The organism is Arcanobacterium hippocoleae (genome assembly GCF_040360365.1).
GTDB lineage: Bacteria > Actinomycetota > Actinomycetes > Actinomycetales > Actinomycetaceae > Arcanobacterium_A > Arcanobacterium_A hippocoleae_A.
This window is the reverse complement of the sequence record NZ_CP136412.1, coordinates 1,877,396-1,892,576: the sequence shown is the minus strand read 5'-3', so window position 1 is coordinate 1,892,576 and position 15,181 is coordinate 1,877,396. Positions and strand designations below refer to the sequence as shown.

The 15,181-nt window shown below is 50.3% G+C and carries 9 protein-coding genes and 4 pseudogenes; 10 read left to right on the top strand and 3 right to left on the bottom strand.

Features of this window, described 5'->3' with window-relative positions; all coding sequences use genetic code 11:
* The first annotated feature begins 146 nt into the window (after positions 1-146).
* From RQN30_RS09770 to radA, 3 genes are all read left to right on the top strand, one after another.
* Positions 147-1,487, top strand: coding sequence for a potassium transporter TrkG (locus tag RQN30_RS09770; protein WP_353060308.1), 1,341 nt, complete (start codon positions 147-149; stop codon positions 1,485-1,487).
* 227 nt (positions 1,488-1,714) lie between these two features.
* Positions 1,715-2,380, top strand: coding sequence for a potassium channel family protein (locus RQN30_RS09765; RefSeq protein WP_353060307.1), 666 nt, complete (start codon positions 1,715-1,717; stop codon positions 2,378-2,380).
* 252 nt (positions 2,381-2,632) lie between these two features.
* The gene (gene radA, locus RQN30_RS09760) at positions 2,633-4,012 is read left to right on the top strand and encodes a DNA repair protein RadA (protein ID WP_353060306.1); all 1,380 of its coding nucleotides are present in this window, start codon (positions 2,633-2,635) and stop codon (positions 4,010-4,012) included.
* 108 nt (positions 4,013-4,120) lie between these two features.
* Here the strand turns inward: radA and RQN30_RS09755 are convergent, their stop codons facing one another.
* Both RQN30_RS09755 and RQN30_RS09750 read right to left on the bottom strand, forming a co-directional pair.
* On the bottom strand, positions 4,121-4,552 hold the full coding sequence (locus RQN30_RS09755) for a hypothetical protein (RefSeq protein ID WP_353060305.1): 432 nt from the start codon (positions 4,550-4,552) through the stop codon (positions 4,121-4,123).
* Between the two features lie 156 nt (positions 4,553-4,708).
* The gene (locus RQN30_RS09750) at positions 4,709-5,263 is read right to left on the bottom strand and encodes a hypothetical protein (RefSeq protein ID WP_353060304.1); all 555 of its coding nucleotides are present in this window, start codon (positions 5,261-5,263) and stop codon (positions 4,709-4,711) included.
* A gap of 200 nt (positions 5,264-5,463) precedes the next feature.
* On the opposite strand from RQN30_RS09750, the gene RQN30_RS09745 reads away from it, so the two are divergent.
* On the top strand, positions 5,464-5,937 hold the full coding sequence (locus RQN30_RS09745) for a hypothetical protein (protein WP_353060303.1): 474 nt from the start codon (positions 5,464-5,466) through the stop codon (positions 5,935-5,937).
* Positions 5,938-6,079: 142 nt separating this feature from the next.
* Here the strand turns inward: RQN30_RS09745 and RQN30_RS09740 are convergent.
* Positions 6,080-6,969: pseudogene (locus RQN30_RS09740) on the bottom strand (sugar-binding transcriptional regulator).
* Between the two features lie 379 nt (positions 6,970-7,348).
* Here RQN30_RS09740 and glpA point away from each other — a divergent pair.
* The 6 genes and pseudogenes from glpA to glpK all read left to right on the top strand — a co-directional run bounded on the left by glpA (position 7,349) and on the right by glpK (position 15,090).
* A pseudogene (gene glpA, locus RQN30_RS09735) lies at positions 7,349-9,133 on the top strand (anaerobic glycerol-3-phosphate dehydrogenase subunit GlpA).
* Positions 9,130-10,424: pseudogene (glpB, locus tag RQN30_RS09730) on the top strand (glycerol-3-phosphate dehydrogenase subunit GlpB). Before glpA ends, glpB begins: the two co-directional pseudogenes overlap by 4 nt.
* Complete coding sequence (locus RQN30_RS09725; RefSeq protein ID WP_353060302.1) at positions 10,424-11,815, top strand: anaerobic glycerol-3-phosphate dehydrogenase subunit C; 1,392 nt, start codon at positions 10,424-10,426, stop codon at positions 11,813-11,815. The pseudogene glpB and the gene RQN30_RS09725 overlap by 1 nt, the downstream one beginning before the upstream one ends.
* Positions 11,734-12,357, top strand: a complete 624-nt coding sequence (locus RQN30_RS09720) for an ATP-binding protein (protein ID WP_353060301.1) — start codon at positions 11,734-11,736, stop codon at positions 12,355-12,357. The genes RQN30_RS09725 and RQN30_RS09720 overlap by 82 nt, the downstream gene beginning before the upstream one ends.
* A 338-nt stretch (positions 12,358-12,695) precedes the next feature.
* Positions 12,696-13,451, top strand: coding sequence for an MIP/aquaporin family protein (locus RQN30_RS09715; RefSeq protein ID WP_353060300.1), 756 nt, complete (start codon positions 12,696-12,698; stop codon positions 13,449-13,451).
* A gap of 113 nt (positions 13,452-13,564) precedes the next feature.
* A pseudogene (gene glpK, locus RQN30_RS09710) lies at positions 13,565-15,090 on the top strand (glycerol kinase GlpK).
* Positions 15,091-15,181 lie beyond the last annotated feature (91 nt).

Here is a 15,181-nt window from a genome sequence, read left to right as displayed (position 1 = left end):
AAATCGGAACCGGCAGCGGAACAGAAGCAAACTCGGCTGCTGATATCCGAGCGGCAGACTCGTACACAGTAAGACCGCAAATTACAGTATCTCATCACGCAGCAGGAGGAACAGTGCCGGCAGATAAAAAAGGAAACAATTTAAATTTGCGCGACTACATTGATTCCCTGGCGAAACGTTCCCCGGCGCGTTTCGCAATGCTCGTATTTGCTGGAATTATCGTAATTTTTACGCTGCTTTTGATGCTGCCCTTTTCCTCTGCAGAAGTTCGTCCTGCCCCATTTTTGACCGCATTTTTTACTGCCACCTCAGCAGTTTGCGTTACCGGATTATCGGTAGTGAATACTGCAGCTTATTGGAGTCCGTTCGGGCAAGGCGTGATTGCCATCGGAATGCAAATCGGCGGTTTAGGCGTAATGACGCTCGCGTCTCTGCTTGGTCTGGCAGTATCGCGCCATATTGGGTTGACTCAAAGAATTCTCACTGCAACCGAGACAAAAAGCCGGCTTGGCGATGTCGGCTCACTGCTCCGAGCCGTGTTAATCACCTCGCTAACAGTGGAGTTAGTTCTTACCGCTGGTTTTCTCGCAATTTTTGCGAATGAAGGAAAATCGTTGATCGGCACGGTCGGGAATGCGGTTTTTATGGGAATTTCGACATTCAACAACGGCGGATTCGTGTCGCTGGATACGGACATTTCACACTATGTCGGATCGTGGAGCTTCGGACTGCTGATAATTATTGGTACGATTCTGGGCGCGGTGGGTTTTCCGGTTGTGCTCAATATTTCGCAGCACCGGCTAAGCGTGCGCAAATGGTCGCTGCATTCAAAACTTACCGTAGTCACATACTTAATTCTGCTATTTGGCGGCGCCGTCTTATTCTTCATTCTGGAGTTCAACAATAATGCCACGATTGGAAGATTGCCTGGCGACGAGAAAGTGCTTGCTTCAATTTTTCATGCCGCAACAACCCGTTCCTCTGGCCTTGCAACATTGAATGTAAACGATTTCACTGAAGCGTCCCGTTTTATGGTAGATATCCTGATGTTTATCGGCGGCGGATCTGCAGGAACCGGCGGCGGAATTAAAGTAACCACATTTGCGGTTTTGATTCTCGCAATCTTGGCTGAAGCACGCGGCGACCGCGATACCGAAGCTTTTGAAAAGCGGATTCCGCACGATGTGCTGCGGCTCGCAATTTCAGCAACTTTCCTTGGGGCGGTTCTCGTGGGTGCAGCCACAATGATTTTGCTGCAAATCACCCATCTGCCGCTGAATGTGGTCCTTTTTGAGGTTATTTCCGCATTTGCAACATGCGGTTTAAGCACTGGAACCACGCCGACGCTTCCGGGATCGGCGCAAATTGTGCTGATTGTTTTAATGTATTTAGGGCGCGTGGGCACAATGACGATGGCAGCAGCGCTTGCATTACGCCACCGCCGACGGGTAATTCGCTTTCCGGAAGAACGTCCCGTGATTGGCTGATCTGCACCGTATCGGGCAGCGCAAGGATCAGAATCGGCGAAGAATCAGCGCCGGAAGATGGAACATCCCCGGGCGGAGACGCTGCAAATACCGCCGTTTGCAGTTAACAGTTAGACTTGGGTTTAGTATTTGTTTCCCGTCGGCGCACTGTATTCTGCCGAATTTAAAAATAGATAAAACATCTAATAACCACCAAATTAACCCAGCCAATAGACTAGTGAGGATTTATGGCACGCAAAGATGCTTCTAACGACGCGATTCTCGTGATTGGTCTTGGCCGCTTTGGCGCGGCAATTTCTGTTACTCTCGACAAACTCGGCAAAGACGTACTCGCTGTAGAATCCAGCCCGGCACTGGCGCAAAAATGGGCAAACCGGTTCCGTGTGGTTGAAGCAGATGCGCGCTCAGCTGAAGCGTTAAGTCAGCTCGGCGCCGGAGATTTTTCAATTGCGGTTGTCGGAGTCGGCACCTCGCTCGAAGCCTCGGTTTTGATTACCGCAAATCTTGTCGATTTAGGTGTGAAACAAATTTGGGCGAAAGCTACTTCCCGTGAGCACGGCACGATTTTGCGGCGTATTGGCGCGCACCACGTGGTATATCCGGAATTCGATGCAGGGCAGCGGGTGGCGCATATGGTTTCCGGGAAAATGCTTGACTATATCGAGATGGAAGACCACTTTACAATTGTAAAAATGCTCCCGCCGCGCGATATTATCGGGTTTACTGTGGCGCAGCTGAAACTTCGCGAACGCTACGGGATTACTTTGATCGGCGTAAAGTCTCCGGGGAAACCATTTGAGTATACTACCGACGAAACAAAGATCGGCGCTAACGATACACTGATTGTTTCAGGCGATCCGGCACTTTTGGAAGAGTTTGCAGATCGAATTTAATTTTCGATATTTTGCACCGTGTTAATTCCGCAGCGTTAATTCCGCAGTTCCAGTTGTTATTTCCGGTTCCGGCTTCAGTATTTTATGTTCTCGCAGTTGCGCCAGTTTTGCTTTTGTTTACACGTTTTCGTTTCTTCCGGCGCTGTTTTTGCCGCAATTTTTCCGATTCGAATCTGCGGTTTCTTTCCGCGATTTATACCGCCGGAACAAAAGCAAGAAAATTTTCCGGGAAGGCAGCGGTAGAGTTTTCATATGGCGAAAAATAAAGTTAATTATGTTTGTACCGAGTGCGGTTGGAGTACTGCCAAATGGGTTGGGAAATGCGCTGAGTGCAATGCTTGGGGCACGGTTGAAGAATTTCATGAAAGTAGGAAAACCGGCGCCCGCAGCATTTTTTCAATTGCTCCGGCATCTCCGGCAATGCCGATCACACAGGTTTCGGCACAGGCTTCCGCAAAGCATCCAACCGGAGTTTCTGAACTTGACCGTGTGCTCGGCGGCGGTCTCGTCGCTGGCGTAGTTGTCCTGCTTGCCGGCGAACCAGGGGTCGGGAAATCTACGCTTTTGCTTGATGTTGCCGCGAAAGCGGCCCAGCACGCCCGCTTTGGCGGAAAAGCTCCAGTACTTTACGTAAGCGGAGAAGAATCAGCAGCACAGATAAGATCACGTGCCGAAAGAATCGGTGCTTTAAGTGATAACTTGCTTCTCGCATCGGAAGCTGATTTAGGCGCGATTTTCGGCCACGTAGAAGCAGTTAAACCCGGTTTATTAATCATTGATTCCGTGCAGACCATCGCCGATTCAAATGTGGAAGGATCCGCCGGCGGTGTAGCTCAAGTGCGTGCAGTAACAGCAGCACTGGTCAGTTTGGCGAAAAGTACTGGATTGCCAACTATTTTAGTCGGGCATGTGAATAAGGAGGGATCAATTGCCGGACCGCGGGTATTAGAACATCTTGTAGACGTTGTCTGCCAATTTGAAGGCGACCGCCATTCACGTCTGCGTATGGTGCGGGCAATTAAGAATCGTTATGGAGCTACAGATGAGGTGGGCTGTTTTGAGCTGATTGATTCCGGGATTCGCGAACTCGCAGACCCGTCCGGTCTGTTTTTATCGGCGCGCAATCTTACAGTTCCCGGAACCTGCGTAAGCGTCACCCTTGAAGGGCGGCGCCCAATGCCTGTTGAAATTCAAGCTTTGAGTGTAAACCCTGCCGGTCCGCCGCGGAGAGTAAGTGTGGGAGTTGATAATTCGCGTGTAGCAATGATGCTTGCCGTAATTCAATCCCGGCTCACGGTTGCTTTCGACCGCTGCGACGTATTTGTTTCTACCGTCGGCGGAGCCAGAGCACTTGAACCGGCCGCAGATTTAGCAATTGTCCTGGCTCTCACATCAGCTTCAGTAAATCAGCCGCTCGCGCCGGGCGTGATTGCGCTCGGCGAAGTTTCGCTAACCGGCGAGCTGCGTCCGGTTATCGGCCTGCAGCAGCGTTTGAACGAAGCTAACAGGCTCGGATTTAAAACTGCCTTGGTTCCGCCGTATACAGATTCATTTAATATTCCGTCGGGAATGAAAGTTTGGCAAGTGCAAGACGTTCGTGAAGCTGCAGAAAAAGTGTTGGCATTGAACTAGCGATTCCCGTTCTCCGCTTCAGTTCCGGCAAACTTTGCGCAGCAGTGCCCGGCGCACCCAATCAGCGTCTGATTTTACTCTCAGCAGGTGTGCCGCGTGCTGTGCTAACTATTGCGCGCTTTCTGGCTGTGCCGGCGCAGCCGGAATCGAAATTGTTCTATTTTGGTTGATAATAAAAGGTAAATTCTCGACTACAGTTTTTTCATTCACACTCAAACTCACCCGATATGTCCCTGCCTGGGCAAGCGCAGTTCCCGTACAGTCGGATCCAGCGTGTATCCCATTCCAAAGGTATCCCTGCCGAGAACTCACTCCCGGGCCTAATAGCAGTGTTTTGCTCTGCGCGCCCGCCTTGCAGACCTGCGAATTCCAAATGTTTTCGTCTCCAGAAGTAACCTGTATTTTCACATTCGAATATCCCGCATCAACATAGCAGGGAGCAAGAGACTTCGGATTATTGAAAGTCACATTAAAAACTGCTCCGGCACCCTCAGAACGGCGGGCAATCTCAAGCTGCAGATCCAGATTTTTTCGGTACAAGCAACGGGATTATACTTTTCGGCCGCCGCAGGCAGCGACTTTTGTTCATGGTAATTGTCGATTTGCCCCTTCACGAATTTATATGCGAAAACACTGAGTGCAAGCAATACGATTAGTAAAATCGCAATTATTAGTATTTTATTTTGCTTCAGCCCGTTATTTGAACCCGAACTCATTTTTTGGTTTTCCCGGTTGAAACGCGGCGCTGCACCGCCGCGAAAATAGCGGCGGCTCCCATTCTTTTTCACCGGATTTTTTAACGAAGTTTGCGGAGAATCCCCATTTTGCCGCACAGCACGGCTCGTTGTGAGCGGAGTGTTTTTCGATGCGGTAAATGCCCAGCCTCCTGCTTTTTGCGGCGAGCTGCGCGTTTTCCTTGCAAGGATTCGTGACGATTTCGGTTTTTTCACGCGGCGGGATTGAAACACCAATATCAGCACGCGAATCCCGGGGTTTATCTTTCAAAGCGGAAACACTGCGCTTAGCGGAAACTTGCAAATTATCCGCCTGTGAATTCCGTTTTCGCAATATTCGGCTATTGCGGGAATTCACATCAGCATCCTGCTGCTGACGGTGAGCATGACGCACGCTTTGTGCATGCCGTTCAGAATTATGCCCTGCCCGACTGCGCATCTCTTTTCGACCTTGCGGCGCATTACCTCGGCGCCGTTCACCGCGTTCAAATATCACACACCATACCGTACCGTTCACCGTGCCGCAGTGCGTGATTCCACGCCGAAATCTGCAAAATCACACTCAAACACATTGCAGCAGCACAAGTGAATCCGAAGATATTAATTCCGAAATAAAACGAATACTGCAAAGATACAGCAGCTAATACCCAAAATCAGCTGCTTTCATATTTTCGGCGCCGCTAAAAATCTGCAAAATATTGCTGATAAAATCCGGGTATGCGCATAATTCGGAAAAACACAGCAGCTGCCGTCGCCTGCAATCAAAAACACGCCAAAAACAGCTCACTGCCAGCTGTTAATTGTGAAGATTTTGGTCTTGCTGGAACATTTCTTGCAGTTCTTGCACTAACTCAGCTCCTTGTATCCCTGGTTGTGGTAATGAGCGTGCCGGCTAAGTCTGCTGCTCTTGCTGCAGGTCCGATTTATGCCGGCGCCGGAGCCGCTCTATACGCAGCCGCGTCTCTAATCAGCTGTTCGCTCTTTAAAAAACAACGGTCAGTAAAGAAAACATCATCTCAGCTCCGGATAGCTGCTTCCATTGCTTTAACCTTGATTTTCGGCACGCTCATCTGGGGATATTTTTCTGAAATAAAATTCGGCCCGCTGATTCTTGCAGCGATTATCGCAGTTCAATCACCCCTCGGTTTATTCATTGCAAAACGGCATTTTCTCGCCAAATCCCATAATTAGCAGGAATACCGCGATTATTTAACGCCGCTGGCGGAAATATGGATGATTTTATTTCCCGACGGAAAGCAATCCCGCCGTCGGATTTTTCCAATCCCGCAGTAACGAAAAACGAAAACAGCCCGCAATATCGATTATCTGGAATCTATCCCGCTATTTCTTCAAGTTTTGAAGCAGATTCTTCGTCGATAATTAAATCTGTTACTACTCCGGCACGCAGTGCAGCGAGTAGCGGCCGGACTTTTTCTGAACCGGAAACTACACAAATTCGCCGACTGATTTTCCGCAGCATTTGCGGAGTCGGCCCGGAAGCCCGCGCGTTAAGTGCGAGATCTTCCCACGAACCATCGGCACGCAGCAGTACCGTGCAAATATCACCGACCACACCTTCGCTGCTCACTTCAGATAACTCTTCCGGACTGAGGTATCCGCCCGCATACACTTGTGAAGGAATTTTCCCATCCAAAGCTCCCACACCGAATACGGCAATATCCGCATCTGACTGGAGTTTACGCACAGCAGCAACAGAGCGTTCTTTCCAGAGCTGTTCGCGGGTTTCCGCATAATCAAAAAAGCTGGAACCGGAAAATGGCATACTGCAGCTCCATAAGCCCGCCCGAAACGCGCGATTATTTCACCTGCGTATGGAATTCCAGTGGAGTTTTTGTTTGCAGCTCCGTTTAGTTGTACAACTACCGATCCGGAAGCAGGTTTCGGCACCAGCCGGTCAGCTACGGCGGAAACAGTATTTCCCCACGCAATCCCGATAACCGTATTTGGTTTAACCAGCTCCGAAACAACAATCCCCGCCATTTTTGCCACAGCTTGCAGCCGGCGGGATTCGTTTGCTCCGAATGGCACTGGAACTACATGCGTTTTAATTCCAAAATTCCGCGAGATGCGGATACCTAAGGAATCTGTGAGTTCTTTCGGCGGATGGAGTGAAATTTGCACGTATCCGGCATCGCGGGCTGACTTGACAAGCCGCGATACTGTGGAGCGGGAAACACCAAGGCGCCGTGCGATTGATTCCATCGTTTCACCTTGCACATAGTGCATCACTGCAGCTTCATATGCTAGGTTTCTGCGTTCACTCACTCTTGATAACCTTCCTTTTCATCCTTGAAACAGTATTTACGAAAGTGTTGACGTGCGAAAATACCGATTTACGCAAGCCGGATTGAAATTGTTTCCAACAACTTTGCACAGCCGTGCACATATGCCCATTTTACACATAAACGATTAATTCGAGTGCGTAATTACATCAAATTACTCTTAATCTAGGGATTAGAAGCGCACATTAAGTGCTCACCGCAAACTGATTTTGAAATACAGCAGCTGTAAAAACAAAACACTTTCAGAAAATTTCGGTAAGCACCCCAAAACAACTTCAACGCGGAAGACGATTAAAGATATGAAACAGATAAACACCGAAATCGCAGTAATCGGCGGCGGCGCAACCGGCGCCGGAACCATTCGCGATTTAACAATGCGCGGATTCGATGCCGTACTCATTGAACGTGCCGACATCGCCCAAGGAACCACCGGGCGTTTCCACGGTCTGCTCCACTCCGGCGGACGCTACGTAATTTCCGACCCGCACTCAGCCACCGAATGTGCCGCAGAAAATGAAATCGTGCGGCGAATCCATGCCGACGCCGTCGAAGAAACTGGCGGATTTTTCGTCGTCACCCCATACGACAGCGAAGAATACGCAGACAAATTTCTTCAGGCAGCCCGCAAAACAAAAGTGCCGGCCGCAGAAATTTCTGTGCGGGAAGCATTAAAACGCGAACCGCGGATCCATCGCGGTATGAAACGCGTCTTTGAAGTACAAGACGGAACCGTCGACGGCTGGCGGATGACTTGGGGCGCAATCGAAAGCGCAAAAGCATACGGCGGAAAAATTTTCACATACCACAAAGTTACCGACATCATCGTACGCGGCGGTGCAGTACAAGCCGTACAGGCAATCAACGAAAAACTGGCGAAAAGATTCAGATTAACTGCCGTTTCATCATCAACTGCGCAGGCCCATGGGCCGGACAGATTGCAGCACTTGCCGGAATCGAAGGCGTGGACGTTGTTCCCGGACGCGGAATTATGGTGGCGATGAACCACCGCATCGTGAACACCGTAATAAACCGCTGCGTATATCCCGCCGACGGAGACATTCTGGTTCCAGCACACACCGTGTGCATTATCGGCACAACCGATGAAGCAGCAGCAGATCCAGACTTTCTTGAAATTAAAGACGCAGAAGTCCAAAAATGCTTAACGCAGGGGAAACAATGATTCCCGGATTTCGTGACTCGCGGGCAGTACACGCATGGGCAGGAGCGCGGCCGCTAGTGAAAGATACCCGCGTCAGCGCAACCGACACCCGCCATATGTCGCGCGGAATGTCGATTCTCGAACATGGCGAACGCGACGGAATCCACGGAATGCTCACTATCGCCGGCGGAAAACTAACCACTTACCGGCTAATGGCGAAGAACGTAGTTGACGTAATGTGCGATGTACTCGGGGAAAAACGCGAATGCACTACCGACAAAGAAGCAGTACCAAGTGCAAAAACGTGCGCACCCACCGAGTTAGCGACCGGCTCGCACAGCGCGAATCTGACCGCTTGCGCGAACAAATCGTCTGCGAATGCGAACTGGTCACCCGCTCAATGATTGAAAAAGAACTCCAAAAAGAACCAACCGCAAATATCGACGATTTACGCCGTAAACTCCGAATCGGAATGGGGCCATGCCAAGGCGGATTCTGCTCCTTACGCACTGCCGGAATTATGCACGAGTTTACAAAATCAAGCACTGCTGCCGCACATAATGGCAGCACCGCAGCAGCTGCAGAAATAGCTGACCGCTCCGCAACAATGCTCCGGCTCTTTATTGCAAACCGCGCACAGGGCTTACGCCCGCTGCTCTTCGGGCAGCAACTGCATGAAGCAGCCTTAGACCAGTGGATTTTCGCAGGTGCGTTAGATATAAATCACCTGCCGCCTCCAAGCTCCGCCGCGAAACAGGCAACTGGCGATCTCGCCTTAAATCACGGCCGTCACGACGGTATCAGACCAACACGATTTGAACCGCCGCACAAGAGCAGCGCAGCAGCTCAAGAAACTGCGAAAAACACGGAAACCGCCGCAGCACCAAATCATCAAGCAAGAAACGCAAAGGAGAACGCCAAATGAGCCGAATACTAGTAATCGGATCCGGGCTTTCCGGCATGGCAAGCGCTCTCATGCTGCGCGAAGCCGGCCATACCGTCACCATTATTTCACGCGGCATGGGCGGAATGCTCCTTGCAAACGGCACCTTAGATTTACTTGGATGGCATTCTAATGACGCTTCAACGCCGCCAGTCCGCGAAATCGAACCCGAATTTGCAAAATTCGTCGCAAATCACCCATTCCACCCGTATGCAAAAATCGGATTGCAAAACGCCCGCGCCGGCATTTCCTGGTTAACCAAAAACTGAGTTTCTTTGATTCTGCCGAACCGGAAGATATCACCACGAACTCGCTCGTGCCAACTGCTGTCGGAGCATTGCGCCCGACGGCTGCCGTCCCGCACGCAATGCGCGAATCTGCATTACATGACGGAGATAAAATCCTTGTCGTCGGATTGAACCGGATCAAAGACTTCCCCGCGGCGTTAATCGCCGACAACCTCTCCCGTTCACCATTTGTAAAAGCAGCAGCGCGTTCCGTCGTTATCGACTTTCCAGTACGCGGCGGAAAAGAAACAGACGCCGCCGGCACAACACACGCCCGCGAATTCGACACGGAATTAAACACCGAACTGAACAGTACTGAAATCACCGCCTTAATTAAGGCTCTACAGCACGAAATCAGACCCGGTGAAAAAGTATTACTTCCCGCGGTACTCGGGATTAATCCGGAAGTTTTCGCAGCTTTTACAAAACATTTCCGCACACCCGTAGGTGAAATTCCGCTTCCGCCGCCATCGGTCTCCGGAAGACGAATCCATGAAGCTCTCACCAAAATGTGCGCAGATGCACGTATCGACATCCAATTAAATGCGGCTGCCGTCGGCTTTACCAGCCGCGGAAAGCATGTACAAACGGTAAAAGTACAGCGCGCCGGAAGAATCCACAAGGTAAAAGCCGATTTTATAATCGACAGCGCCGGCGGTTTTGAGTCAGGCAATATCACACGCGATTCACACTTGAGAACGCGCGAATCTATTTTCAACCTGCCGCTTTACACACATCAGGCACCCGAACCGGATTTTGCTGCCGAAAATATTTTTCGCTCAGGCGTAATGGTAAACGAAGCAATGAATCCAATAAATCAAGCCGGAGATGTACTTTACGAGAACTTATACTGTATTGGCGCAGTCATCGGCGGCGCCTTAGCCTGGGAAGAAAAATCAGGCGAAGGCATTAGCCTGGGAAGTGCATTTGCCGCAGCAAAAGCCGCAGCGAAAGCAGCAGCTAAAACCGGAAAAGAGGCAAACTAATGGCACCCAAAACCCCTTTAGAAAAAGCAAACCCGCTCGAATATGCAAAAGTATCACTGGCACGTATTTCGCTTGACGCTTGCGTAAAATGCACTATTTGCGAATCGCAATGCCCAGTGGCAGAAGCAACCCCGCTGTTCCCCGGACCAAAATTTGTCGGCCCGCAGGCAGAACGTTTCCGCCACGGCGCTTCAGTGGACTATTCGCTCGACTACTGCTCCGGATGCGCAATTTGCACCACCGTGTGCCCGCAAGGCGTAAAAATTGCCGAAATTAACGCCCAGGCACGTGCCGTTGCAAAAGCTGCCAAAATGCCGCTGCGTGATCGGCTCATCACCCAAACCGAACTTGAAGGCAAACTTTTAAGCCCATTTGCCCCAATCGCGAATGCAGCGCTTGCCAATAAGCCATTGCGCACCGTCGTCGAAAAAGTAGTCGGCGTACATCGGGATGCCCCGGTGCCAAAAGCAAAATTCACCACTTTTCCGCGCTGGTTTAAAAAGCATGAAAGGGAACGCACCGGTCCGTTTCCCAAAGGACCAATCGTGTTCTTTCACGGCTGCGCCGGCGGATACTTCGAAGTTGCAACCTCAATTGCTACCGTCGAACTTCTTGAATATCTCGGATACGAAGTGATTGTACCTAAACAGGGATGCTGCGGGCTCGCCCAACAATCCAACGGGCTATTTCTGCAAGCAGCAAAAGCCGTGCGGAAACTTTGCGGGCAGCTGCGGGCCGCGGGAAAAGATCTCACAATTATCTCTTCCTCAGGGTCATGCGCCGGAATGCTCCGCCACGAGGCACACGAAATAATGGGAATCGACGATCCGGAGTTAATTGATGTAGGTTCACGGATGGTGGAGACTTCCGAGTTCTTACTCGAATTAATTGATAACGGCGAATTCCCAATCGAGAAACTGCAGCGCCGCGATTTGACACTCCCTTACCATCAGCCATGCCAAGTTAAATCACAAGGTATCGGCAAGCCGGCGATTCGTTTAATGGAGACAGTCCCTGGGGTGAAAGTAATCGAATCCGGGCGCGCTTGCTGCGGCATTGCTGGAACGTACGGGTTGAAACGTGAAAAATATGAAGTCGCGCAAAAAGTCGGCAAACCGCTTTTCGATATGGTAAAAAACACAAATCCCGAATTGGCGGCTTGCGAAACCGAAACATGCCGCTGGCAGATTCGAAAAGGTACGGGAGCTGAGGTAATTCACCCGGTCCAGCTAATCCATCACGCACTCGGCTTAGCCGGCACAGAAAAATTCACGGCATGCCGTGGGAAGATTTGCGCTAAGCTTTTCGCATGGCTACTTCCCTCACTACCGACGGACTTTTTAATCTTCCAGATAACGTGCAGCGGCAGCCGCGCGCAAAAATTATCTTAATTACTGGTCCTTCCGGCAGCGGGAAGACTCGTTTCGTGTCGCGAACCGGGCTTCCCGTCGTATCTCTTGACGAGTTCTATTACGACGGGGACCAGCCCGGTTTACCGCGGCGGCACGGTATGGTTGATTGGGATTCGATTCAAACATGGAATCGTGAAAGTGCAATTAATGCGCTCGTGGAACTTTGCACGCAAGGTTCCACACAAATTCCAATCTACGATATTCCAAGCAATGCAAAAATCGGAGAACGAGATTTAGATCTCGACGGACGGCGGTATGTGCTTGCAGAGGGAATCTTTGCCGCCGATATTATCGATGATTTACGCCGTGAAGGGATTCTTGCTGACGCATTATGCATTTCCCGCCCGCGGATTCAAACTTTCTGGTTCAGATTAATGCGCGACCTTGACGAGGCCCGCAAACCGTTACCTAATTTGCTGCGCCGCGGTTTTGCCCACTTTCTTCGCGAACCGAAAATGTATGCAGATCTTGCAGCAAAGGGGCACGGAAAGTTTCTTATTCCGAAGCCCAAGAAGCGCTAACCCGGGTTTTAGCCGCACAGCGCTGGGATACTCCAAAATCATAATCACCGTTTTCCGCTCCGCATTTTCCTGTTTCTGCTGTTTTCGGATTATTCCTGAACGCACACTACGGCAAAATTCAACTTTTTGCAGTTTCCTTTTCTAATATTGCACGTTCACCCAAATTTTGCTGTGACCCAGCTAATAACAAACTAAATGTGCGATAGTTGAAATATGCATGAAGTCACAGCAACGATGCTGAAATTAGTTTTCCGCTAATAACCACTGCTTCAGCAAATACAAGCAAACAATTTTTTCATCAGGAAACAGCATTTAACAAGGAAGTTTAAGGCAGAAAAATGTCTCTCGGAACAATTTTCTTATCAGAATTTATCGGCACCACAATTCTTATCCTGCTTGGTGTCGGCGTTGTTGCAACCAATCTCCTAACCAAGTCAAAAGGGCGCGGCACCGGATGGCTAATGATTAACTTCGGTTGGGGCTTGGCAGTTTATCTCGGCGTATATTTCGCCTGGGCAACTGGAGGGCACCTAAATCCAGCAGTCACTCTCGGTATGATTGCTGCCGGTAAAACCGAATATGTACCAGGCGTAGAAATTACTATCGCCTCAACCCTGGTTTATATCGCAGCCCAGCTGCTCGGCGCACTATTAGGCGCAATTCTTGCATGGTTAACCTACCGCACCCACTACGACGCACACGATAACCAGGCAGAAATTCTTGGAACTTTCGCCACTGGTCCCGAAATCCGCAATCCGCTCTGGAACTGCATCACAGAAATAATTGCGACTTTCGTACTTGTTTCATGGGTTCTCATCTCCGGATACACACAAAATGTTGCAGTCGGCCCGCTTGCCGTCGCACTGGTAATCGTATCAATCGGCGCCTCACTCGGCGGCCCGACCGGATATGCAATCAATCCAGCCCGCGACCTCGGCCCGCGCATTGCACACGCAATTTTACCAATCAAAGGAAAAGGCGGATCAGATTGGAGCTACGCGTGGGTGCCAATCGTCGGACCAATCATCGGCGCCGTACTAGCCGGCCTGCTATTTGGCGAAGGAACTCTGCATCTGCTTGCCCCAATCATGTAAGCAGCACAATCACCAAATCACAATAATTTCAATAAACCCAACTTAAACAGGTGCTGCACTAAATAAAACTGCAAGCATTTTCAGCGCTGATTAAATCTGAAAGGTAGACAATAATGACCGAAAAGAAATATATTCTCGCAATCGACCAAGGTACAACCTCTTCCCGCGCAATCCTCTTCAACCACTCCGGTGAAATAGTTTCAATTGGGCAGAAAGAACATGAACAAATTATGCCAAAAGCCGGATGGGTGGAACATGACCCACTCGAAATTCGCGACAACGTTCGTGAAGTAGTCGGGCAAGCACTTTCAAAAGCTGATGTAAATCGCCACGAAGTCGCCGCCGTCGGCGTTACCAACCAGCGCGAAACCGCTGTTGTATGGGACAAGAACACCGGCGAGCCGGTTTATAACGCGATTGTTTGGCAAGATACCCGCACCGCAAAAATCGTGCGCGAACTTGCCGGCGATGAAGGTCCAGACAAATACAAGGAAGTTTGCGGGCTTGGTTTGGCGACTTATTTCTCTGGTCCGAAGATTAAATGGATTCTCGACAACGTAGCAGGAGCACGTGAAAAAGCAGAAGCTGGAGATTTGCTTTTTGGCAACACCGACTCATGGGTAATCTGGAATCTTACCGGCGGAGTGAATGGCGGAGTACACGTCACTGACGTCACCAACGCTTCACGCACAATGCTGATGGATGTGCGCAAGCTGCAGTGGGATGAAAATATTTGCGCAGATATGGGGATTCCGATGTCCATGCTCCCCGAGATTAAGTCTTCTTCAGAAATTTACGGCTATGGAGCAAAGAACTCGCTGTTGATTGACACTCCAATCGCAGGCGATCTCGGCGACCAACAGGCAGCAACTTTCGGTCAGGCTTGCTTCGAAAAAGGAATGGCAAAGAACACCTACGGCACCGGATGTTTTATGCTGATTAACACTGGCGAAGAAGCAATTACTTCAAAGAATGGGCTGCTTACCACGGTCTGCTACAAGATCGGCGAGCAGAAAGCAGTATATGCACTTGAAGGTTCAATTGCGGTAACTGGCTCGCTTGTACAATGGCTGCGCGATCAGCTCGGTATCATCTCGTCTGCTCCAGAGATTGAAACACTGGCGGAGACGGTGGAAGACAACGGCGGCGTTTATATCGTTCCGGCTTTCTCCGGTCTTTTGCCCCATATTGGAAAGACGACGCTCGCGGCGCAATCGTCGGGCTAACACGCTACAACAATAAAGGCCATTTGGCACGCGCAGTGCTTGAAGCAACAGCATTCCAGACTGCCGAAGTGCTCGAAGCAATGAACGCTGATTCCGGCGTGGATCTTGCCGAACTGCGTGTCGATGGCGGCATGACTGCAAACTCTGCCTTAATGCAGTTCCAGGCAGACATTCTCGGCACTGCCGTGGTCAAGCCAAAGGTTGCGGAAACTACCGCACTCGGTGCAGCATACGCCGCCGGTATTGCCGTCGGATTCTGGGATGGCGAGCAAGACGTAATCGACAATTGGCAAGAAGACCAGCGCTGGGAGCCGCAAATGGAATCTGCAGAACGTGAACGGCAGATGCGTTTGTGGAAGAAAGCAGTAACACGCACTTTCGACTGGGTAGATGACGACGTGCAGACTGAATGACGGACGTATTTAAGCTTTCAGTCTGAAATTAATATCAAGGGTGCTGCTGGTTTGAGATTAATTCTCAATTCAGCGGCACCTTTCTTTGAGT

Coding starts and splice junctions, on each gene's coding strand:
- RQN30_RS09725 (WP_353060302.1), top strand. CDS start 10,424: ATGGCACCCAAAACCCCTTTAGAAAAAGCAAACCCGCTCGAATATGCA.
- RQN30_RS09720 (WP_353060301.1), top strand. CDS start 11,734: ATGGCTACTTCCCTCACTACCGACGGACTTTTTAATCTTCCAGATAAC.
- RQN30_RS09715 (WP_353060300.1), top strand. CDS start 12,696: ATGTCTCTCGGAACAATTTTCTTATCAGAATTTATCGGCACCACAATT.
- RQN30_RS09765 (WP_353060307.1), top strand. CDS start 1,715: ATGGCACGCAAAGATGCTTCTAACGACGCGATTCTCGTGATTGGTCTT.
- RQN30_RS09745 (WP_353060303.1), top strand. CDS start 5,464: ATGCGCATAATTCGGAAAAACACAGCAGCTGCCGTCGCCTGCAATCAA.
- radA (WP_353060306.1), top strand. CDS start 2,633: ATGGCGAAAAATAAAGTTAATTATGTTTGTACCGAGTGCGGTTGGAGT.